Genomic DNA, 21,820 nt, shown 5'->3' on the forward strand with positions numbered 1-21,820 from the left:
GGGTCAGGCCGGGACCGGCTCCTCGACCCGCAGGCCGCGCGCGCGGACCTCCTCGGCGATACGGGACAACGACGCGTCCACGGCGACCAGGGCGGCGGACAGCTCGGCGAGCTGTTCCTTGAGCGTGGCCTCGGGCCACGCGGAGACGTCGACGTCTCCCAGAGCGCTGACGGCGGCCTCCAGCGGGGCCATCACCTCGTTCGTACGCATGTTCGAGAGGCTACAACAGTGACGCGTCCGACACGCCGGAAACCGCCACCATTCGCGCGCCATTCACCGAGTTGGGGCCACGCCCGCCTCGGCCACCTTGGCCAGCAACAACGCCTCGGCGAGGCAGACCCGGGCGAACTCGCCCAGGTGCAGACTCTCGTTCGGCCCGTGTGCCCGCGCGTGCGGATCCTCCACACCGGTCACCAGGATCGCCGCCTGCGGGAACATCTCCTGGAAGGTGGCGATGAACGGGATCGACCCGCCGACGCCGATGTCCACCGGGTCGGTGCCGTCCCAGGCCGCGCGGAAGGCCGCGCGCGCCGCGTCGAAGACCGGGCCGGAGGCGTCGATGACGCACGGTGCGCCGTCGTGCTCGAAGGTGACGTCGACCTGCGCGCCCCACGGCGCGTGCCGCTCCAGGTGGTCGCGCAACGCGAGGTACGCCTGCTTCGGCTCGTCGCCCGGCGCCAGCCGGAGGCTCAGCTTGGCCTTGGCGGCCGGCACCAGCGCGTTCGGCGCCTCGGCGGTGGCCGGGGCGTCGATGCCGAGCACGGCCAGCGCGGGGCGGGTCCAGAGCCGGTCGGTGATCCGGCCGGAGCCGATCAGGCGTACGCCCTCGACGAGGCCCGCCTCGGCCCGGAACCGGTCCTCGGGGTAGTCGACGCTTGCCTCGTTCCGACCGACCAGCCCCTCCACCACCACGTTCCCGGCGTCGTCGTGCAGCGTGGCCAGCAAGCGGACCAGCGCGGTGAGCGCGTCCGGCACGGCTCCGCCGAACATCCCGCTGTGCACCGCGTGGTCCAGGGTGCGGACCTCGACGAAGCAGTTGACGACGCCGCGCAGCGAGGTGGTCAACGCCGGCACGCCGACGTCCCAGTTAGTCGAGTCGGCGATCACGATGACGTCCGAGGCGATCGCGTCACGATGGTCGGCGAGCAGCTGCTCCAACGAGTCGGAGCCGTACTCCTCCTCCCCCTCGACGAACAGCACCACGCCCACGGGCAGGCGGTCACCGAAGGCCCGCAACGCGGCGACGTGCGCCATGACGCCGGCCTTGTCGTCGGCGGCACCCCGGGCGTAGAGCCGGCCGTCCCGCTCGACCGGCTCGAACGGGTCGGACTCCCACAGCGCCCGGTCCCCGACCGGCTGCACGTCGTGGTGGGCGTAGAGCATGACGGTGGGCGCGCCGGGCGGGGCGGCCCTGCGGCCGATCACCGCGGGCTGGCCGCCGGCCCGCACGATCTCGACGTCGAGACCGCAGCCGCGCAGCAGCTCGGCCACCGCCTCGGCGGAGCGCTCCACGTGCGAGTGGTCGAATCCCTCGAAGGCGATGCCCGGGATACGGACGAGGCGTTCCAGGTCGGCCCGGACGCCGGGCAGTTCCCGGGTCAGGGCCTCCCGCAACTCGGACTCGGTCATGATCGGTGTGCTCATGACCGGCATGGTATGCCGCCCCCACCTGCGGTTCCCCGCCGAGCCAGATAGTAGTGACGGTCATCGTGCGGCAACCCGGGGTCACCGTCGACCACCAGGTCGGCCCGCCTCTGCGTGTCGTCGGCGGCGAAGTGCGCCTGCTCGGTGTCGTGCCACCGACGCAGCTCCGGCAGGATCCCCGGGCCGTCGCGCGCCACCGCCCGCGCCAGCCGCAACGGGTGCGGCGCGGTGACGAAGACGGCCAGCGTCAGGTCCGGCCCGGCGGCGGCCCGGGACGTGCTGACCCCCTCGACGATCAGCACCGGTTCCACCGGCACCGACACCGGCTCGGGTCGGAAACACCGGCGCACCCAGTCGTAGCACCGGTACGACCCGACCCGGCCGGACCGCACCGGCCGCAACACGTCCCGCTCCAGCCGCGTCCAGAAGGTGAGCTGGTCGTCCCACCCGTCGAGCAGGTCGTCGGTGTGCACCACCGGCGGACGTACCGCCTGCGGCCCGATGCCGCCGAGGGCGTCGGCCAGGCGCGCGGCGAACAGCGTCTTGCCCGCCCCACTCGGCCCGTCCACGGCCACCAACCGGGTACGCCCCAACCGGGCCGGTGCCGTCAGCACCCGCCCCGCCAGTCCGGCGTACGACTCGAAGACCGCCACCACGGACACCGACGTTACCGATCGGGTTGTCCCGCACGGCTTCGGACCGCCTGCCGAGAAGCCACACGGCATGATCGTGGCGTGTCCCATTCCGTGATGAGTCCCGGCGTCGAGGCGTTGCTGGAGCAGGCCCGCTCGGGCATGAACCGGCTGTCCCCACAGGAGACGGTGCAGGCCGCCGCCCGGGGTGCCCTGGTGATCGACACCCGTACCGACGGGCAGCGGCGGGAGCAGGGCGACCTGCCCGGTGTCATCGTGATCGACCGGACCGTCCTGGAATGGCGGCTCGACCCGGCGAGCGACTGGCGGATCCCCGAGGCCACCAACTACGACATGGAGATCGTCGTGGTGTGTCGCCAGGGCTACAGCTCCAGCCTGGCGGCGGCGAGCCTGCGCGCGCTCGGCCTACACAAGGCGACCGACATGATCGGCGGTGTGGAGGCGTGGCGCTCGGCCGGGATGGCCTTCTCCGACCACCCCGCCGACGTCCGCTACTGACCGCCGACGTTCGTTCCTGACCGCCGGCATCGCGAGGCGCTGACGCCCGGCCGGTGACTAGGTGGGGACGCCGGGCGGGATGAAGGGCAGGTCGGCGGGAGGCCCGGACTCGACGAGCCGACGCAGGGCGGCGGTGTCGAGGTGTTCCTCGACGAGGTCGCCGAGCAGGTCGAGGGTGCGTTCGCGGGCGGCGGCGAAGGACGTGTCCGGGGCGACCCGGAAGCCGGTCCGACCGGCCAGGCGGGCGGCCCGGTCGAGGAACCAGCGGCGGAACTCGTCGGACTCGAAGGTGCCGTGCCAGTGCGTACCGTGCACGACTCCCCGCATCATGCCCTCACCGGCACCGTCGGCGTCCCGCAGCAGCGGCGTCGACTCCGGGTCGGCGGTCGAGACGTACCCGTGGTGGATCTCGTAGCCCCGGACCGGAAGCTCCCCGGCGGCGGCGGTGCCGGCCGCCTGGCGGACGGTCTTGCGCGGGTCGAAGGTGATCTCGACGGGCAGCAGTCCGAGGCCGTCGACGCTTCCCCGGCGGCTCTCCACCGGGTCGTGGATGGCGCGGGCCAGCATCTGGAAGCCGCCACAGATGCCGAGTAGTGGTCGTCCGGCCGCGACGTGCGCGGTGATCGCGTCGGCGAGGCCGGTCTCACGCAGCCAGGCCAGGTCGGCGACGGTCGACTTGGAGCCGGGCAGAACGACCAGGTCGGCGGCGGCCAGTTCGGCCGGTTCGACGGTCAGCCGGACCCGCACGCCCGGCTCGGTGGCGAGCGCCTCCACGTCGGTGGCGTTGCTGATCCGGGGCAGCCGCACCACGGCCACGTCGAGCCATTCGGTGCCGCGCGGGGCGGCCGGGCGACCCAGCACCCGGCCGTAGGCGAGCGAGTCCTCGGCGTCCAGCCACAGGTCCAGCGCCCAGGGCAGGACGCCGTACGTCGGGCGGCCGGTGAGCTGCCGCAGCGATTCCAGCCCGGGGGCCAGCAGGCCGAGGTCGCCCCGGAACTTGTTGACCACGAACCCCGCGATCATGGCCTGGTCGGCGGGTTCGAGCAGGGCCAGCGTGCCGAACATGGCGGCGAACACGCCGCCCCGATCGATGTCACCGACCACGATCGTCGGGAACCCGGCGTGCCGGGCCAGCCCCATGTTGACGTAGTCGCCGTCGCGCAGGTTGATCTCCGCCGGGCTGCCCGCCCCCTCGCAGACCACCACGTCGTACGCCGACCGCAACTCGGCCAGCGCCGCGTACGCGGTCTCGGACAACCGGGGACGCAGGGTCCGGAACGAACCGGCGGTCATCGTGTCGACCGCCTCGCCGAGCAGCACCACCTGACTGCTCAGGTCGCTGCCCGGCTTGAGCAGCACCGGATTGAACCGCAGGTCCGGGGCGAGCCCGCAGGCCGCCGCCTGCATCGCCTGTGCCCGCCCGATCTCGCCGCCCCGGCCGTCCGGCCCGACGACCACGGCGGAGTTGTTCGACATGTTCTGTGCCTTGAAGGGTGCCACCCGGACGCCCTCGCGGTGCAGCCAGCGGCAGATGCCGGCGGTGAGCACGCTCTTGCCGGCGTCGGAGGTGGTCCCGGCGACCAGCAGGCCACCGCTCACCGTGTGCCTGTGAGGCGTCGGGCCACCGCGCCGACCAGCCGGCCGGCGGTCAGCGGGTACGCCGCCGCGAGGCCGAGCGCGGCCAGTCCGACCGCACCGGAGATCCGGGCGGCCCGAGGCAGGTGCCGTGCCTCGGGACGGGGACCGTCGCCGAGGAAGGGCCGCACCTCGGACCGGCCGAAGTAGACGTTGCGCCCACCGAGCCGGACGCCCAACGCACCGGCCATCGCCGCCTCGCACTGCCCGGCGTTGGGGCTGGGGTGGTCGTCGCGGTCCCGACGCCACACCCGCCAGGCCCGCTCCCGGTCGCCCTTGCCGGCCGGTGCCAGCGCGACGGTCAGCAGGCCGGTCAGCCGGGCCGGCGCCAGGTTCAGCAGGTCGTCGAGGCGGGCGGCCGGGGTGCCGAACCGGGCGTAGCGCGCGTTGCGGTGACCGACCATGGCGTCGAGGGTGTTCACCGCCCGGTAGCCGAGCAGGCCCGGCAGCCCGGCCACCGCACCCCAGAAGAGCGGGGCGACCACGGCGTCCGAGGTGTTCTCGGCCACCGACTCGACCGTGGCCCGGGCCAACTCCGACTCGTCGAGGGTCGACGGGTCCCGACCGCACAGGTGCCCGAGCCGTGCCCGGGCGGCCGGCAGGTCCCCGCCGCGCAGCGCCCGACCCATGGTCCTCGCCTCGTGCCGCAGGCTCTGCCCGCCCAGCACCGCGAACGTGCCGGCGGCCACCAGCGCCGCACGGGCCAGCGGCTGCCGCCGGGTCGCGTACGCGAGGGCGGCCCCGGCCAGCACCGGCCCGCCGACACAGAGCGCGGTGTGGGTGCCACCGGCCAGCCGGTCGGGCCGGTAGAGCCGACGTTCCAGGGCGGCGGCGGCCCGGCCGAAGCCGGCGACGGGATGGCCGCGACGTGGGTCACCGAAGTACGCGTCGAGCGCGTACCCGGCGACGAGTCCCGCCGCGTTCGCCACTGCGCCCGTATGCCGCACCCGCACCACCTCCGGCCGGCCAGCCTAGCCGAGCCCGGCCACCGGAACCGCTGCTCGACCGCCCCGCCCAGTTCAGACGGGCTGCGGCAGTCGACCCCGCCCCCGCCGGCCACGCCCGGTCGCCGCCGCCCCGCTGCCGGACTCCGCCGGAGCGTCCGCCGAGGCCGTCGTCGACTCCTCGGCGTCGCCGCCCCGCTCGCCCGACTCGGACCCACCCGGCGTGCCGTCACCCGTGCCCGGGATCTCGCCCGTGGCCGAGAAGTCGCCCGTGCTCGGGGGATCGCCCGCGAGGCCGCCCGTGCGGGTGCGACCGTCCGTGCCGGAGTGGCCGTCCGTCCCGGTGACGTCGCCCGTGCCGGGCAGGTCGTCGAAGGGGTCGGTCCCGCCCAGGTGCTGTGGGTATCCGGTGCCCGCCGGGACGTACTCGGACAGCTCGAAGTCGTCGTCCAGCGGCCCGTCCTCGGGCAGGGCGGGCGCGTCGTCGTCCGACACGGCCTCGGTCAGTTCGCCGTGCACCCGCTGCTCGGTCTCGGCGTCGGACACGGTGCTGGTCGCCAGGTTCGGCTTGTTGCGCAGGAAGCGCCCGCGTCCCCGGGACAGGTCGTGACCCACCGCCACCGCCTCCAACTCGTAGAGAGTGCGGTGGTTGCCGGCGTCGTCGGTCCAGTCGCGGGTGTAGAGGCGACCGCAGACCACCACCGGGTCCCCGACCATCACCGACGAGGCCACTCCCTCGGCGAGCTTCCGCCAGCAGTTGACGCGTACGCGCAGGCTGTTGCCGTCCACCCAGCGCCCGCTGTCCCGGTCGAGACGGCGGGCGGTGGAGGCGACCTTGAAGTTGGCCACCAGCGTGTTGCTCTGCGTGGTGCGACGCCATTCGGGGGCGGTGAGCACGTTCCCGACGACCGTCACGTAGGTATCGAACATCGTTCCTCCAGCGGAGATCCGGGTCGGCTGGTACCGACTCGCCGCCCAGCCTCGCGCCACGCGGCCCACCCGAGCAGCCCCTCCGGTCGTACCTGTGGACAACCTGGCGGCCTGTGGACGAACGCCTGATCAAGGTCCCGATGTGCTAGGCCGACCGCCCCTGCCCGGCGCGGGCCCGGCGGCGGACGATCGGATCGCACAGGAAACCGTCAGGTTCCGGACCGGTCCGCCTGGGTAGGAAATCGCCAACCGCACCTGCGACGTCGAACGAAAGGTCAGCGATCATGATGATGACCATCGCTTGTTCCGCCCGCGTCCCTGGTCAGGTGCGGCGATGAGCGAGAACCCGGCCACCGTCGACAAGTGCCTGCGAATGGGCGCCGGATTCTCGCAGGCCGACCGGGACTGGATCGTGGTCCAGTTCGCCACGCTCGACGCCCGTCTGGCCGGTTTCCACGCCGACTCCACCGAACTCGAACTCTCGGTCAAGGACCGGGAGGCCAAGGGCCAGCGGGTCACGCTGGAGTGCTGGATCGCCGGCCGACAGAAGATCGTCACGACCTCCTCCGAGGAGGACCTGCGCGCGGCGCTCAACGACGCCCGTGACGACCTGCGCCGCAAGCTCAACGACTCCAAGACCCGTCAGGAGCCGCGCAACAACAAGCACCTGCGGGTCACGCCCCCGCCCGGCGAGCCGACCCCGGTCGACGAACTGGCCGAGGAACTGGCCGCCGCCGGGACGAAGACCGACGAGAGGTGACCGTGTCGCCGTCCGGACACCCGTCCGGTCGGCGGCGCTGAACAGGGAGAGGTGAACGGCATGCCCAACGTGCAGCAACCGGAGATGCGCCGCAGCGGCGAGACCCGGCTGGTCCAGGACAGCGACGGACCGATCCCGGGGGGTGGCTCCGCGACCAAGCAGGAGCACCGGACGGTCCCGGTGGACCAGGTCTCGCCGTACGGGCCGGATCGTGGGCGGGCCTCGACCTCGCACGAACCGACCGACCGCGACGCCCACGGCGACTGACCCGCCGCACGGTCGTAGCCCCCGCCCACGCTGGGCGGGGGCTACTACCGTGCGGTAGCTTCCTGGCGTACCGTCGGTCCGGTGGAACCCGACGTGCTGGGACCGCCCTACGAGCGGCACACCATCGACCTTGGCCGCGACGACGAGGGACCGGTGGTCGCGACCCTGGTCCGCCGCCGGGCCGAGCGACCCACCGGGCGCGCGGTGCTCTACGTGCACGGCTTCGTCGACTACTTCTTCCAGACCCACGTGGCCGACTTCTTCGCCGCCCGGGGCTGGGACTTCTACGCGCTCGACCTGCGCAAGTACGGCCGCAGCCTGCTCCCCCACCAGACCGCCAACTTCTGCCGCGACCTCGCCGACTACTTCCCCGAACTGGACGCCGCCGCCCAGATCATCCGCACCGAGGACGAACACGACACGCTGCTGGCCATGGGCCACTCCACCGGCGGGCTGATCGTCTCGCTCTGGGCGGACGCCCGCCGCGACACCGGGCTGGTCGACGGCATCTTCCTGAACAGCCCCTTCTTCGACCTCAACGCCCCCTGGGTCGTGCGTCGCCCCCTCGCGGCCGCCGTCGCGCGCCTGGGCCGTCGGGCACCCCACCGCGTCCTCCCCTTCGGCCTCGGCACCGTGTACGGCGAGAGCCTGCACGCCGACCATCGCGGCGAATGGAGCTACGACCTGGCCTGGAAGCCGCTCGCCGGATTCCCCGTCCGGGCCGGCTGGCTCAACGCCGTCCGCACCGGCCAACGACGCCTGCGCGCCGGACTCGACATCCCGGTGCCGGTGCTGCTGGCCTGCTCGACCCGCTCGTTTCGGGGCGTCAAGTGGCACGATTCGGCGACCCTCGCCGACGCCGTCCTCGACGTCGAACACATGGTCCGCTGGGCTCCCCGCCTCGGCCAGCACGTCACGCTCGCCCGCTTCGACGGCGGCCTGCACGACCTGACGTTGTCCGGCCCCGCCGTACGCGACAAGGTCCTCACCGAGGTCGGCCGCTGGGCGGACGCCTTCCTCGACGCCGGACCGACGCCCCCTCCCCCACCAGCCCCACGCCGCCCGGCCGACAGCGAGTCCACCTCGCACGCCACCCCCTGATCCATCGGCCGCCTGGGCCGCCGTCTCGCCTGACCCCGGGTCCGCCCGGGTCTGCCGACGCCGTGGATTCGCAGGTGCGCGGGGTCCATGGCGCGTGCGACGCTGACCGGGCACCCGTTCCGTCGCGCCGGGCCGGTGCGGCGGTACCCTTCTCGCGCGATACCACAGCGCGCCCGTAGCTCAGCGGATAGAGCAGGGGACTTCTAATCCCAAGGCCGCAGGTTCGAATCCTGCCGGGCGCACCTCTGTTCGCACTGCTCAGCGGCTAGTCGCCGAGTCGAGTCGACACCCGGATCGCGGCGATGGCGGACATCGGAACCGCCTCGCGCGCTCTTTGCTCTCGCATCCACCACGAGATCGCGCTCGATCCGGGATCAAGTGGCTATCGTCGCGCTCCGAAACCACTCGATCCCGGATCCGGCGTGATCTCGAATCGCGGATTAGACACTGTGTGTATAGCCTGTGTGTATAGCGGCCCGGACACCGTCGGACTCCGGTGGGCACGGGCGGGCCGCGAGAGACGGAGGCTGTGACGTGAGACGACAGACGCTGACCGGGACGGCGGCCGCCGCGCTGGCGACCGTGGTGGCGCTCGGCATCACACCCGCCCAGGCGAACCCACGGACCGAGGCACCCGCCGCCGGTACGGGCATCGCGTGGGAGCCGTGTGCCGACGAGCCGGAGGCGGAGTGCGGCAGCGTGACCGTACCCGTCGACTGGTCCGATCCGGACGGCCCGACGATCGACGTCGCGCTGGCCCGCCGGACCGCCACGGACCCGACCGCCCGGATCGGCACGATCCTCACCAACCCCGGCGGACCGGGTGCATCGGGGGTGCAGGACGCCATCCTCGGCGGCATCGGCGGCAGCTTCAGTGACGAGGTCCGCCGCCGCTTCGACGTGGTCGGCTTCGATCCTCGGGGTGTGGGCGGCAGCGACCCGATCCGGTGTCAGGTGCCGGAGGGCCCGGAGCCGAAACTGTTCCCCACCACCGCCGAGGAGTTCGACGGCCTGCGCGCCTGGACCCGCGCGTACGGCGAGAGCTGCCGGGAGCACAGCGGCCCGCACGTCGACTTCCTCGACAGCCGGACCGTCGCCCGTGACATGGACGCCATCCGGGCCGCGCTCGGCGAGAAGAAGCTGACCTTCTACGGCAACTCGTACGCCACGATGATGGGACAGCAGTACGCCACGCTGTTCCCGCAGCGGGTGCGGGCGATGGTGCTCGACAGCACGATGGACCACAGCGCGGCTACCACGTGGGACTTCCTGCGCAGCGAGACGAAGGCGACGCAGGACAGCTTCGACAGGTACGTCGAGTGGTGCCGCACCTCGACCGAGTGTGCGCTGCACGGCCAGGACGCCCGCACGGTCTTCCGGGACCTGTACGCCGAGGCCGAACGCGGTGAGCTGGTCGACCCGGGCAGCTCGCGGACGATGAGCCCGACCGATCTGCTGGAGGACATCCAGTGGACGTTCCTCGGCCCGTACTGGACGCAGTTGTCGGAGCGGCTGGCGGGCCTGTCGGCGGGCGAGCCCGGCCCCACGACGGACGCCGCCCGCCCCACCACGGCGCGGACGGCGATCACAGAGCAGGAGCCGGAGCAAGAGCCGGGGCAGGAGCCGGTCGAGGATCCGAGCCTCGCCATCTTCTGCCAGGACTGGAGGTTGCCGGTGCGCGACGTCGACCAGCTACGGGCGTACCAGGAACGACTGGCCCGGGTGGCACCGGAGATGAAGCTCAACCTCCAGGCGTGGGGCTCGACGATGGCCTGCCTGGGCTGGCCGACCGAGGTCCGCAACCCGCAGGCGCCGCTGCGGTGGAAGGGCGTGCCGCCGGTGCTGGTGCTCAACAGCCGGTACGACCCGGTCACGCCGCACGAGTGGGCCCGGAACGTGGCGCGCCAGTCGGGTGCGACCCTGCTGACCTACGAGGGTGCGGGGCACGGGGTCTACTCGTTCGGCAGCGACTGCGTCGGCGACGCCACCACGCGGTACCTGATCCACGTCAAGACGCCCCCGCAGGGCACCCGGTGCCCGGCCGTGGCGCAGTGACCGGCGTCTTGACCTGAACTGACAGCCACGTCGTAGTGTTGCCGGCGTGGGGCTGGTGAACACGTCGCGTTCCTCGGACTCACCGTGGATCTCCTCGGTGTGGACCGGTCACAGCACCCAGGTCTCGCAGATGACGTCCGTCGCCAGCGAGACCTGGGGGCTCGTGTTCTGGGAGTCCAGGGGTACGCCGTTCGCCGCTGTCGTCGGCCCGGAGGACCGCACCGTCTCGGCACCCGTACCGCAGGAAGCCCGGTTCGTCGGCGTCCAGTTCGCGGTCGGCACCGTCCTGCGGGCGGCACCCACGTCGACGCTGCTGAACTCGGGAATCGAACTGCCCGACACCACCTCCGGGCGGTTCTGGCTCGACGGCGGGCGCTGGCACACGCCGCGTGTCGACGACGACGCCGAGGCCCTGGTGGCGAGGCTCGTCCGCGCCGGCGTGCTGGTGCGCGACCCGCTGGTGCAGGCGACACTGGACGGCAGTCCGGTGGCCACCGCGAGCCGCACGGTGGAGCGCCGCTTCCGGGCCGCCACCGGCCTCACCCGGGGCACCGTCGCGCAGATCGGACGCGTCCGGGCCGCCGCGGAGTTGCTGTCGGCGGGCGTCCAGGTCAGCACCGTCGTGCACCGGCTCGGCTACTACGACGAGCCGCATCTCGCGCGGGCGTTGCGACGGTACGTGGGGCGTACCGCCGGTCAACTCCGCAGCGGCGCCGGCGGCGCGATCGCGCTCCCGGCGCCAGCCGACGACGCCGCGCTCACGGCGCTAGCGGACGACGTCGTAGACGGCCTTGAGCACGCCGTTGCCGTAGGCAGCGGAGTCGCGCAGCGCTAGCCGCTGCTCCCGCTGCTCACGCCGGGGGAACACGCTCTTGCCGTCACCGAGCAACACCGGAAAGACCAGCAGGTGGTACCGGTCGACCAGCCCGGCCTCGGCCAGGCTCCGCGCGAGTTCCGCGCTGCCGTGTACGAAGATCGCCCCACCCTCGGTCTCCTCGAGCGCGGCCACGTCGTCCGTCGACCGCAGAACGTGCTGATCACCCCAGTCACCGACCAGCGCGTCCGCCCCGAGCGTCGAGGACACCACGTACTTCGGCAGATCCCGGTAGGCCACGTGGTCCTCGGACTGCGGCCAGATCGGTGCGAACGCCTCGTAGCTGCGGCGTCCGAACATCAGCGCGCTGGTCTCGGCGAGTTCCTCTTCCTTCAGCGAGTACGCCTCGGGGTCGAACTCGGTCCGGAACACCCATCCCCCAGCGGGGTGCCCTTCGACCGTACCGCCGGGCGAGTCGACGATCCCGTCGATCGACATGAATCCGGTCCACACCAGTTCGCGCGTCACCACTGTCTCCGCTTCGGTCCTCGTCACACCTGCACCTCGGCCCGAAGGTCCCACACCCCGCGCCACACGGGTGACGCTATCGCCCCCGCCCCCACCGGTCTTGTACGAAACCGACACCCCTCCGACTCACTCCCCCGACTCACTCCCCGGCTCATCGACGCCCACCCAACGACCCGGGCCCACCGGAGATGACCAAGAAGTTTGCACCCTCAGACCTGCCCCCTCCGCGACCAAACCTCTTGATCAAGATGCCGAATCTGTCGGACGCGCCCGGAGGGGTGGTGGTGTGCTGGTGAGTCCCGGGGAGGTGGGTAGATCTGTTGTCGTCCGGACGACAACAGATCTACCCACCTCCCTACGGGGCGACAGCCCCTGTTCCGCTAGCACCGAACGGGTACAGGCGCAGGGCACGCGCCAGGCGCGGGCAGGGGCTGGACGAGGCGGCGCCGCAGGCGGACGACCCGACGCTCTCCCCACCGACCCTCCCCAGCCAGGGCATCATTCCCCCACAGACCGACCCCATGGAGGGCGACGCACGCCTCGACGGTGTGCGCCACCGGAGATGACCAAGGAGTTTGCACGCTCAGACCTGCCCCTCCGTGACCAAACTCCTTGATCGATCCGGGGTTCGGCGTGGGGGCGGGATGCTTGCGCTGGACGGGGCAAGATCCGCACAACTTCAGCGATATTGCTGTCTCCGAGCACGCCTGAGGCAGCAGTATCCGTGAAGTTGCGCGGATCATGATGAGCCGCAAGGGGTGTGCCGACACTATGCACAACGAGCGGCACCGGCACAGGCACGGACGGGCATCTGGCGACGGGGATGGTCCCGGGCAGCCCACCGTCGACGGGTGGGCTGCCCGGGTCGGCGCCGTGGCGCCGGTCGCCCGGGGACGCGGGCGGGAATCAGCTGAGCCGGCGCAACGTGCTGCCGACGGCAATCAGCTCAGCTGGCAGGACGTGCCGTTGAGGCGGAAGTCGCCGGGACGGTCGTTGGTGCCGGAGTAGGTGGCCTGGAGGCCGAAGGTGGCCGTGCCGTTGGTCGGCAGGCTGCCGTTCCAGGACACGTTGCGCGCGGTGACGGTCCGGCCGGACTGGGTGACCTGGGCGTTCCAGGCGTTGGTGACCTGCTGGTTGCCGGCGAACGTCCAGGTCAGCGTCCAACTGGTCAGGGCGGACCCACTGTTGGTGACGCGCACGTCGGCGGTGAAGCCGTTGCTCCACTGGTTGGCCGTCCAGCTCACCGCGCAGGCAGCCGGGCCGGTCGTCGGCGGGGGCGTCGTGGGAGGGGGAGTCGTGGGAGGGGGCGTGGTCGGCGGGGGCGTGCTGGGCGGCGGGGTGGTGCCGTCGCGGGGCGGGAAGCGCAGCACCCGGTCGTCGGTGGACGCCGGGGTGCCCCGGCCGTCACGGTTGCTGGTGGTGACCCAGAGCCAGCCGTCGGGGCCGTACTCGACGGTGCGCAGGCGTCCGTAGGTGCCCAGCAGTTCGGCGGTGGGGGTGCCGACGCCACCGGAGCCGTTCAGCGGCACGTTCCAGAGCCGGGTGCCGCGTAGGCCGGCCACGAAGAGGCGGTTCCCGGCGATGGTTACGCCGCTCGGGGACGCCTCGGCCGGCGCCCAGACGAGCAGGGGGTCGCGGAACCGGGGGTCGTTGGCGCGGCCCTCGACAGTGGGCCAGCCGTAGTTGCCGCCCGCGACGATCAGGTTGAGCTCGTCCCAGGTGTTCTGACCGAACTCGCTGGCATATAGTCGGCCTTGGGCGTCCCAGGCTAGACCCTGCACGTGGCGGTGGCCGAGGCTGTAGACGGGTGAGCCGGCCGTCGGGTTGTCCGGCGGGACGGTGCCGTCGGGTCGGATGCGCAGGATCTTGCCGTTGCGGCTCTGTGGGTTCTGGGCAGTCGCGGTCTGTCCGGCGTCACCCACTCCGACATAGAGCATGCCGTCCGGTCCGAAGGCGATCCGGCCTCCGTTGTGGATCGACGCACGGGTCAGTCCGGTGAGGATCGGTTGCTGGTCCTGCACGGCGGTGAGCCGGAACCGGGAGATGCGGTTGTCGGTCGCGGTGGTGAAGTAGACGTAGATCCAGCCGTCCTGCGCGTAGGTCGGCGAGACGGCGAGACCGAGCAGGCCACCCTCGCTGGTCGCGGCCACTCCGGAGATCGTGACGACGGGTACGGGCTGCTGGCCGGGACGGACCCGGACCACCTGGCCGGTGGGACGTTGGGCGACCAGGGCGCTGCCGTCGGGCAGGAAGTCCATGCCCCATGGCACCTGGAGCCCGGTGGCGACCGTTTCCGGGCGGGTGAAGTCGAAGTCGCCGACGGCGAGCAGCCCGGGGGCTGCGGCGGTGCCGGCGGACGGGCGTTCGACGGCGGGTACCGCGCCGGCGAGACCACCGACACCGACGGCACCGGCGACCAGCCCGGCGGTGAGTACGGCCCCGACCCTGAGTCGGATTTTCATGCCACCTCCCGAAATAGAGATGTTTATCAATGTAACATGCGCGAATTCCTGACGCGCGGGATCACGCCCCGAAGCAACAGCCACGGAGCAGGAAAAGGTGGGGAGAATTCATATTTCTGTCTCGGACTCGCATCGACTACGGTAGGAAACACAGGTGATCCAGACCGGGTCGCCAGACGACGGCGACGGCCGCCCGCACAGCAGCAACAGCCTCGACACGCTCGGTCACCGAGAACGCCGACACGTGCTATTCTCCGGCGTCGATCTCCGCAGCGCGGACCCGGATCGGGTCGATTGTCGCAAAGGACGCCCTCCCCCGATGTCGGTCCACACCGCTTCGACCGCGCCACCCACTTCGGTGCAGCGCCCCGCCACCGGTGCGTTCACGCTGATCTTCACCCGGTTACCGGCATTGCTGCGACTGTCCTGCGGCCTTTTCGTCGCGGTGGTGGCGCTCTCCGTCCGTACCCCTCCGGTCCGGGTCGAGTTGTTGATCCCGGCCGTGACGGTGTTGACCGCCTGGGCCGTCTGGTATTCGCTGCGTGCCTTCCGGCACGGCATCGGTGCGGCCATGGTCACCGGGGACGTGGCCCTGACCACCGTCGCGTGCCTGGCGATGCCGGTCCTGGTCGCCCCGGAGGTGCTGCCCGGCGAGGCGAGCTGGATCGCGGTGCTGGCCAGCACCACGGTCATCAACGCCCAGGCGACCGCTCCGGCGCGCTGGTCGATCACCGCCGGTCTACTGGTCACCGCGAGCTACGCCGTCGGCGCGTACGCGGCCGCGGACCCCGTCGAGGCCGGCGCCCACTCGGTGACGCTGCTGGCACAGATCGCCTGCACCGCCATGATGACCGCGGTGATGCGTCGCCGGATGCTCCGCGCCGACGCCGAGTTCGTGACGAGCCAGAAGGCCACCCGGGAGGCGCTGCTCGCACGCACCTCGCGGGAGTCGGAACGGCAGCAGAACCGCGACCTGCACGACACCGTCCTGGCGACGCTGACCATGGTCGGACAGGGTGCCGTACCCGGCCCGTCGCCGGCCCTGCGCGACCGGTGCGCCACCGATCTGCGTACCCTCGCCGCCCTGGCGGACGCCCGGTCGGTGCCGGCGGGCGGCACGGCCCGGGTGGACGAACGGCTGCGGGCGGTGTTCGCCCGGCTGCCCGGACTGCCGGTCAACGCCGACCTGCCGCCGTGCCCGGCACCGGCGCCGGTCGCCGAGGCGCTCGCGGAGAGCACCCACGCGGCGCTGACCAACGTGCTCCGGCACGCGCCCGGCGCCGCCACCACCGTGCGGCTGCGGCGCATCACCGGCACCGTCGCGGTCGAGGTGGTCGACGACGGTCCCGGTTTCGACCCCAGCACCGTCCCGGCGCACCGGTACGGCCTGCGCGAGTCGATCCACGGCCGGATGGCCACGATCGGCGGGCGGGCCGAGGTGGACTCCGCCCCCGGTCACGGCACCCGGATCCGGTTGGAGTGGTCGGATGTCGGCTGAGGCGGGGACGGCACCCGGGGCGGTGGTGCGGCCTGCGGCGCGTACCCCCGGGATGGTCGACGGTGCCGACGCCGGCCGGGCGGCGGCTGCGGTGGCGCGGATCTCCGACCGGGGTGCCCGGGTCGTCGCGGTGACCATCGCGCTGGTCTGGCACCTGGCGATCGGGCTGCCGGCGGTGCTGTCCGCCTGGTCCGAGCTGGCGGTGCCGCAGGTGGTGCTCGGCGGCTGGCTGCTGGTGACGGCGGCCGGGGTGACCGCCGGCGTACGCCTGCTGCACGACCACCCGCTGCCGGCGGCGCCGATGGCCGGGCTGCTGCTGGCGGTCGACGTGGTGGTCTTCGCGGCGGTCGGCCGGGTGCACCTGTTCAGTCCCGCCAACTGGGTCTGGGGCACGCTCGCCTGGTTCTTCCTGGTGGTGCTCTGGGGGCAGCGGGTGCGCTGGCTGCTCGCCCTGCTGGTGGCGCACGCGGCGATCGCGATGTCCGCCGTCGCGTTGTACGGCGCGACCGGCGCGGCGGACCTGGCCCGTTCCACGATGGCGCTGTACGGCACCTCCTCGCTGCCGGCGGCGGTCTTCGTCGGCGCGGTGGCCCTGTCGCTGCTCTCTCGCGAGCGGGCCGCCACCGTCGCGACCACGAACGCGATGGTGGCCGAACGGGAGGCCGCCGAGCACGCCCGACGGGAGCGGCGGGAGCGGCTGGCGCTGGCCAGCGCGGCGGCCAGCGAGGTGTTGACCGAGCTGGCGCAGGGCCGGGCCGATCCGGCCGACCCGGAGGTGCAGCGCCGCTGCGTACGCGCGGCCGGACAGTTGCGTCGGTTGATCGCCGAGTCCGACGACGTGCCGCATCCGCTCCTGCACGAGCTTCGTGCCGCAGCCGACCTGGCGGAGCGCAACGGTCTGCCCATCGACCTGGTCACAATTGGTGCACCGCCACCGTTGCCGGTGCAGGTCCGCCGGAGCCTGACCGATCCGCTCATCGCCGTCCTCGCCGAGGCACGGGAGTGGGCCCGGATGACAGTCGTCGCCGGCCCCGACGAGGTGGTGGTCAGCCTGGTCACACCGGACCGGGGCGGCCCGGAGGCCACCGGGCCGCCGCCGGAGGACGGTGACGCGCAGGTCGAACAGGTACACGAACGGGACGGGGAGATCAGATGGACGCAGACGCGGTGGCGCCGTTGACGCCACACCGCCCCGTCGGAGTGGCCATTGTGGACGATCATCCGGTGGTCATCGACGGGGTACGCGCCTGGCTGGCCACCGAGCCGCGACTGACCGTACTCGCCACCGGCGACGACCCCGACGAGGTGCTGCGCGCCGCGCCCGAGGCCGACGTGGTGCTGCTGGACCTGCGCCTGCACGGCCGGCTGGTGCTGGACAAGCTCGCCGAGCTCTGCGCCTCGGGCCGGCGGGTGGTGGTCTACTCCGAACACTCCGATCCGCGCACCATGCTCGCCGCGCTCGATGCCGGGGCGGTGGCCTTCCTCGCCAAGCACGAGGGGCGGGAGCACTGCGTGGCGACGGTGCTGGACGCGGCGAGCGACCGTCCGTACGTCGCCCCGTCGTTGGCGGGCGCGATGGTCGGTGACCCCCGACCGGACCGGCCGGTCCTCTCCGACAAGGAGCGCGAGGCGCTGCTGCTCTGGTTCCAGTCGATGTCCAAGGCGTCGGTGGCCCGCCGGATGCGGATCAGCGAACACACCGTCAAGCAGTACGTCGACCGGGCGCGGATCAAGTACACCCGGGCCGGACGGCCGGCGGCCACCAAGGCGGCACTGCTCGCCCGGGCGATCGAGGACGGACTAGTCCGACCAGAGGAAATAGGCATCTATCGGTCGCACGCGTCGACCGATTGGCCGACCCCCTAACGGGCGTCATGACAGGGAGTGTCGGATTGGGCGAGGCTCGTGATCAGATGCCCCCGCCAGCACCGGAGGTTCCGTCCCGATGCACGATGATGCGTCCCCGTTCTTCATCGCCCCGCATCGCTTCGACGCGGTGCACGACGACGCCGGCCCGGTCCTGGACCGCCGGCACGAGCTGGTGCCGGAGGCCGGCGAGCAGGTGCTCGGCCGCCACCGACTGAACGTGGCGGGCTACCTGCTCGGCCCCACGGACGCCTCCCGGTCGTGGACGCTGCCCGCCCCGGTCACCCTCACCGTGACCGATTTCCGCATGGTCTACGTCGGGACGCGTTCGCACCTCGCCCTGGTCGGTTCCCGTTCCGGCCCGGGCGGCCGGACCCCGGGCCTGGTCAGCGGGCAGATCCGCTGGCAGTGGCCGTCCCGGCTGGAGTGGCTGCCGGGCACCGGCGACGACGAGATGCGGTTGCTGGTGGTCTGCGACGCGTTGCGGACCATCCGACAGCCGGCGCTCGGCCTGACCGGGCAGCGTGGCGAGGTGAGTGAGCTGGCCCGGCAGATCCGCCGCGCGGTGGCCGTTTTTCGGCTCACCCGGCCGGAGCTGGTGGACCTGTCGCCGCCGGAGCGGGACGCGCTGGCCCGGGTCGCCCGCAGTACGCCGCTGGCCGGTCCGGCGCGGGTGGTGCTGCCCGGCTCTCTGCCCGTCGAGTTCCACTCCCGGGACGACTACTACCGGCCCCGGCACTCCGATCCGATGCCGTACGACGCGGCCTCCGGGCTACGGTGATCCGCCCGCCGACCTGAACCCGCACAGCCCTGATCCGCGCCGGTCCGATCGGCACGGTCTGTCGTGCGCCGGGCGGGTCAGGGGTTCCGGGCACCCCGTCCGGCGTCGATGGCGTCGGCCTGCTCCGGGGTCGGCGCGGTGCCGCCGAGGTGGGCCGGCAGCCACCAGCGGTCCTCCGGCCCGGCGGGCTGGTCCGGGTACTCCCGTTGGACCCGGTCCACCATCGCGCCGAGCCGGGCGGCCAGGTCGGCGGTCATCGCGGCGGTGTCCGGGTACGCGCCGGGCAGCATCGGCTCGCCGACCAGGATGGTGATCGGGGTGTGCCGCCGGCTCAGCGTGCGCGGTCGGCCCTTGGTCCAGAGGCGCTGGCCGCCCCAGAGCGCCACCGGCAGCACCGGCACGTCGGCGTCGCGGGCCATCCGGGCGGTCCCGCTCTTGAGAGTCCGCAGGGTCAGAGACCGGCTGACGGTGGCCTCCGGGAACACTCCGACCGCCTCGCCGGCCCGCAACGCGCGCACGGCGGCGGCGTACGACTCGGCACCCGCCTGCCGGTCCACCGGGATGTGCCGCATCCCGCGCATCAGCGGGCCGGACACCCGATGCCGGAACACCGCGTCCTTCGCCATGAACCGGACCAGTCGCCGGGAATCCAGCGCCCCCAACCCGCAGAAGATGAAGTCCAGGTAGCTGACGTGGTTGCTGGCCAGCACCACACCACCGGTGCGGGGCACGTGGTGCGCCCCCTCCACGGCCAGCTTCAGGTCGAGTACGCGGAACATCGTCTTACAGGCGGCGATCACGGGCGGATACACGAGTTCCGGCATCCGGTAACTTTACCCCTAGTAGGTTACGCGCTGGTAGGACGCCCGTCCGGGCTGCTCAGCCACCATGACCGCGCCCTCAGTCGGCGAGTTTGTGCAGTTCGAGCCGACCACGGGCGAAGGCGTCCACCCGGCCCCATCGGCCCGGGATGTCCAACACCTCGATCCGACCCATGCCCACCGGCAACCGTGGCTCGACCGCCAGGTGACCCTCGTGCGGCTCCAGGCCCAGCATGGTGCGCAGCAGCAACAGTGGGGCCCCCGTCGACCAGGCCTGCGGGCTGCACGCCGTCGGGTACTCCACCGGGAACTTCGTCTGCTCACGCTGGTAGCCGCCGAACGCCTCGGGCAGCCGCCCGTCGAAGTAGCGGGCGGCGTCCAGGATGCCGTTGGCGATGACGGCCGCCTCCTCGGCGAAGCCGTACCGGCGCAGGCCCCAGGCACAGAACGAGGTGTCGAACGGCCAGACCGTGCCGTTGTGGTAGCCGATCGGGTTGTACCGCACCTCGCCCTCGGCCAGCGTGCGTACCCCCCAGCCGGAGAAGAGTCGCGGCCCGACCAGGTGGTGCGCGATCTGCGCGGCCCGGTCCTCGTCGACGATCCCGCTCCACAGCAGGTGACCGATGTTCGAGGTGAGCACGTCGCACTGTCGTCCCTCCGGGTCCAGCGCCAACGCGTAGTAGCCGCCGTCGGAGACCCACCAGTCCCGGTTGAACCGCTCCTTGAGCGCCGCCGCCTCCCGCTCCAACTGGTCGGCGAACCCCGGGTCGTCCCAGAACTCGCGGGCCAGCCGGGTGCCGCGCATCTTCGCGTCGTACGCGTACCCCTGCACCTCACACGTGGCCCGGGGAAACGGCGGCAGGCTGCCGTCGGCGTACGAGATGGAGTCCCAGGAGTCCTTCCAGCACTGGTTCTCCAGGCCGGTGTCGGTGTTGCGGCGTTCGTACCAGATGTAGCCGGTGCCGACGAGGTCCGCGTAATCGTCCATCCACCGGAACGCCCGACGGCACTCCTGCTCCAACTCCTTGACCAGCGCCGCGTCTCCGCTCCACCGCTCGTACTCGTCGAGCAGCACCACGAACAGCGGGGTGGCGTCCACCGAGCCGTAGTACGGCGAGTGCGGCTGCTCCTCGAATGCGGCACTCTCGCCGTAGCGCATCTCGTGCAGGATCCGACCCGGGTCCTCCTCCCGGAAGTCGTCGCACCGGGTGCCCTGGAGTGCGCCGAGGATCCGCAGCGTGGTGGCGCTCAGCTCGGGCGTGAACGGCAGGGTCTGCAGGCAGGTCAGGATGCTGTCCCGGCCGAACATGGTCATGAACCAGGGCAGGCCGGCCGCCGGCAGCGTCTGTCCGCCGAGCGAGAGCGGCGCGAACCGCAGCGCGGCCAGGTCCACGATGCACCGCCGGTACGTCGCCGCGACCTGGTCGTGCTCGCTGTTCACCTTCGGCGCCTTGGCGATCCACTCCTCCAGGTCGTGCTGGAGGGCGAGCCGCTCGGTGCCGTGCACCCGCAACCCGATCCGCAGGTCCCGGTGGTCCGGGCCGAGCGCCAGCGTCTGCACGTCGATGGTGGTGTGCCACTGCTCGTTCGGTTCCAGGTGGATCGTGTACGAGAAGCCGTTGCGGTCGTACCGGGTCGGCTCGGAGGAGGAGATGACGGTCTCCCGCCGGAAGTTGCCGCGCCGGTAGCCGATGCGCAGCTTGTCCGAGTCCACCTCGGCGTACGTCTCGCCCTTCTTGTTCAAGATCTCGTCCTTGACCTCGAACAGGTCGGCGAAGTCGCACGCCGCGTCCATCCGCACCTGGAGGTCGACGGCCTTCTCGTCGTGGTTGAGGATGGTGATGTTCTCCCGGAAGCTGCCCCCGACGGCCCGCTCGCGGATGATCGACAGTTTCGCGTCCACGTAGTGCGTGGCCAGGCCGGGCACCAGGAAGAAGCGCGACTCGAAGTACTGGAGATCGTCGTAGGAGAGCGCGTTCAGCCGCTCACCGTTGACGGTGAGCACCCACTTCGACAGGTAGCGGGTGTCGAAGGAGAACAACCCGGTCGGCTCGGTCGGTGTCGCCTCGATGTCGCCGGTGGCCTCGCAGACCACGAAGGTGCTGCCGTCGAGGATCCGTACGGTGTGACTGGGAGCCATCAGCGGACCCCCTTGCGGTACCGACGCGGCCCCTCGGCCTGCGGCGGCCCGGGAAAGAGCCGGTCCACCTGGACGACCAGGCGCGCGTCGCCGGAGACCGTGACGTCCCCGCGCAGCAGCGCCGCCAGCCCGTTCTCCCGACCGGTCACCAGGTCCTCGAACAGCTCCGGGCTGGTCCCGACCACGGTGTCGGCCGCCAGGTCCTCCCGGGAGACCGTCAGGTTCCCCCGGTCGATGCGCAGCAGCCAGTGGCTGGTCCGGGGCCCCTCGTGCAGATCGAAGCGCAGGGCGCCCGACGACTTCGCCAGCAGGGGCTCGTACCCCCGGTGGTCGAGGTCCTCGAAGAACCGTGTGGTCGCGTCCGACATCACCGCACTCCTCCCGGTCGCTGTGCTCTCCGGAAGGCGGGTCCCCATGCGCGAC

Annotated in this window: 20 protein-coding genes, 1 tRNA gene and 1 pseudogene; 11 read left to right on the forward strand and 11 right to left on the reverse strand. The window is 72.1% G+C overall.

Features of this window, described 5'->3' with window-relative positions; translation table 11 throughout:
- Positions 1-3 precede the first annotated feature (3 nt).
- The 3 genes and pseudogenes from HUT12_RS26195 to HUT12_RS26205 form a co-directional block, all read right to left on the reverse strand.
- A complete protein-coding gene (locus HUT12_RS26195; RefSeq protein ID WP_131055226.1) occupies positions 4-210 on the reverse strand; it encodes a hypothetical protein in 207 nt (68 codons plus the stop codon).
- A gap of 63 nt (positions 211-273) precedes the next feature.
- On the reverse strand, positions 274-1,629 hold the full coding sequence (locus tag HUT12_RS26200; RefSeq protein WP_176095987.1) for a dipeptidase: 1,356 nt from the start codon (positions 1,627-1,629) through the stop codon (positions 274-276).
- Positions 1,622-2,459, reverse strand: a pseudogene (locus HUT12_RS26205) (uridine kinase); the annotation flags it as partial. The gene HUT12_RS26200 and the pseudogene HUT12_RS26205, both read right to left, overlap by 8 nt.
- On the opposite strand from HUT12_RS26205, the gene HUT12_RS26210 reads away from it, so the two are divergent.
- Positions 2,394-2,795: a rhodanese-like domain-containing protein gene (locus tag HUT12_RS26210; protein ID WP_254877079.1), complete on the forward strand. Its 402-nt coding sequence runs from the start codon at positions 2,394-2,396 to the stop codon at positions 2,793-2,795. The pseudogene HUT12_RS26205 and the gene HUT12_RS26210 overlap by 66 nt on opposite strands.
- A 57-nt stretch (positions 2,796-2,852) precedes the next feature.
- On the opposite strand, the gene HUT12_RS26215 is transcribed toward HUT12_RS26210, so the two are convergent.
- From HUT12_RS26215 to HUT12_RS26225, 3 genes are all read right to left on the reverse strand, one after another.
- Positions 2,853-4,394, reverse strand: coding sequence for a cobyric acid synthase (locus HUT12_RS26215; RefSeq protein WP_176095055.1), 1,542 nt, complete (start codon positions 4,392-4,394; stop codon positions 2,853-2,855).
- Positions 4,391-5,377, reverse strand: a complete 987-nt coding sequence (locus HUT12_RS26220; RefSeq protein WP_176095056.1) for a cobalamin biosynthesis protein — start codon at positions 5,375-5,377, stop codon at positions 4,391-4,393. The genes HUT12_RS26215 and HUT12_RS26220 overlap by 4 nt, the downstream gene beginning before the upstream one ends.
- 72 nt (positions 5,378-5,449) lie before the next feature.
- Entirely contained in the window at positions 5,450-6,304 is an 855-nt protein-coding gene (locus tag HUT12_RS26225; RefSeq protein WP_176095057.1) for a single-stranded DNA-binding protein, read from the reverse strand.
- Positions 6,305-6,638: 334 nt separating this feature from the next.
- Between HUT12_RS26225 and HUT12_RS26230 the strand changes: the two genes are divergently transcribed.
- From HUT12_RS26230 to HUT12_RS26255, 6 genes are all read left to right on the forward strand, one after another.
- Positions 6,639-7,064 carry an HPF/RaiA family ribosome-associated protein gene (locus tag HUT12_RS26230; RefSeq protein WP_131051752.1) on the forward strand — a complete coding sequence of 142 codons (426 nt, stop codon included), beginning with the start codon at positions 6,639-6,641 and terminating at the stop codon, positions 7,062-7,064.
- A 60-nt stretch (positions 7,065-7,124) separates the two neighbouring features.
- Positions 7,125-7,331 carry a hypothetical protein gene (locus tag HUT12_RS26235; protein WP_161594905.1) on the forward strand — a complete coding sequence of 69 codons (207 nt, stop codon included), beginning with the start codon at positions 7,125-7,127 and terminating at the stop codon, positions 7,329-7,331.
- 81 nt (positions 7,332-7,412) lie between these two features.
- A complete protein-coding gene (locus tag HUT12_RS26240; RefSeq protein ID WP_176095058.1) occupies positions 7,413-8,432 on the forward strand; it encodes an alpha/beta hydrolase in 1,020 nt (339 codons plus the stop codon).
- Between the two features lie 169 nt (positions 8,433-8,601).
- Positions 8,602-8,674, forward strand: a tRNA-Arg gene (locus HUT12_RS26245).
- 292 nt (positions 8,675-8,966) lie between these two features.
- Positions 8,967-10,487: an alpha/beta hydrolase gene (locus tag HUT12_RS26250; RefSeq protein ID WP_176095059.1), complete on the forward strand. Its 1,521-nt coding sequence runs from the start codon at positions 8,967-8,969 to the stop codon at positions 10,485-10,487.
- A 46-nt stretch (positions 10,488-10,533) separates the two neighbouring features.
- Complete coding sequence (locus tag HUT12_RS26255) at positions 10,534-11,322, forward strand: AraC family transcriptional regulator (protein WP_217706050.1); 789 nt, start codon at positions 10,534-10,536, stop codon at positions 11,320-11,322.
- Here HUT12_RS26255 and HUT12_RS26260 read toward each other — a convergent pair.
- On the reverse strand, positions 11,254-11,799 hold the full coding sequence (locus HUT12_RS26260; RefSeq protein WP_217706110.1) for a dihydrofolate reductase family protein: 546 nt from the start codon (positions 11,797-11,799) through the stop codon (positions 11,254-11,256). The two genes, HUT12_RS26255 and HUT12_RS26260, sit on opposite strands and share 69 nt — an antisense overlap.
- 971 nt (positions 11,800-12,770) lie before the next feature.
- Entirely contained in the window at positions 12,771-14,291 is a 1,521-nt protein-coding gene (locus tag HUT12_RS33270; protein WP_176095061.1) for a PQQ-dependent sugar dehydrogenase, read from the reverse strand.
- A gap of 319 nt (positions 14,292-14,610) precedes the next feature.
- Between HUT12_RS33270 and HUT12_RS26270 the strand changes: the two genes are divergently transcribed.
- From HUT12_RS26270 to HUT12_RS26285, 4 genes are all read left to right on the forward strand, one after another.
- On the forward strand, positions 14,611-15,789 hold the full coding sequence (locus HUT12_RS26270) for a sensor histidine kinase (protein ID WP_176095062.1): 1,179 nt from the start codon (positions 14,611-14,613) through the stop codon (positions 15,787-15,789).
- 52 nt (positions 15,790-15,841) lie between these two features.
- A complete protein-coding gene (locus HUT12_RS26275) occupies positions 15,842-16,969 on the forward strand; it encodes a hypothetical protein (protein WP_254877080.1) in 1,128 nt (375 codons plus the stop codon).
- Positions 16,942-17,655: a response regulator transcription factor gene (locus tag HUT12_RS26280; protein WP_131051743.1), complete on the forward strand. Its 714-nt coding sequence runs from the start codon at positions 16,942-16,944 to the stop codon at positions 17,653-17,655. The genes HUT12_RS26275 and HUT12_RS26280 overlap by 28 nt, the downstream gene beginning before the upstream one ends.
- A 79-nt stretch (positions 17,656-17,734) precedes the next feature.
- Positions 17,735-18,436, forward strand: a complete 702-nt coding sequence (locus tag HUT12_RS26285; RefSeq protein ID WP_131051742.1) for a hypothetical protein — start codon at positions 17,735-17,737, stop codon at positions 18,434-18,436.
- A 77-nt stretch (positions 18,437-18,513) separates the two neighbouring features.
- Here the strand turns inward: HUT12_RS26285 and HUT12_RS26290 are convergent, their stop codons facing one another.
- The 3 genes from HUT12_RS26290 to HUT12_RS26300 form a co-directional block, all read right to left on the reverse strand.
- On the reverse strand, positions 18,514-19,260 hold the full coding sequence (locus HUT12_RS26290; RefSeq protein ID WP_131051741.1) for a 1-acyl-sn-glycerol-3-phosphate acyltransferase: 747 nt from the start codon (positions 19,258-19,260) through the stop codon (positions 18,514-18,516).
- A gap of 76 nt (positions 19,261-19,336) precedes the next feature.
- Entirely contained in the window at positions 19,337-21,397 is a 2,061-nt protein-coding gene (locus tag HUT12_RS26295) for an amylo-alpha-1,6-glucosidase (protein ID WP_176095064.1), read from the reverse strand.
- On the reverse strand, positions 21,397-21,765 hold the full coding sequence (locus HUT12_RS26300; protein WP_131051739.1) for an SCP2 sterol-binding domain-containing protein: 369 nt from the start codon (positions 21,763-21,765) through the stop codon (positions 21,397-21,399). Before HUT12_RS26300 ends, HUT12_RS26295 begins: the two co-directional genes overlap by 1 nt.
- Between the last annotated feature and the right edge of the window lie 55 nt (positions 21,766-21,820).

Origin of the sequence: Verrucosispora sp. NA02020, assembly GCF_013364215.1 — a bacterium.
GTDB lineage: Bacteria > Actinomycetota > Actinomycetes > Mycobacteriales > Micromonosporaceae > Micromonospora.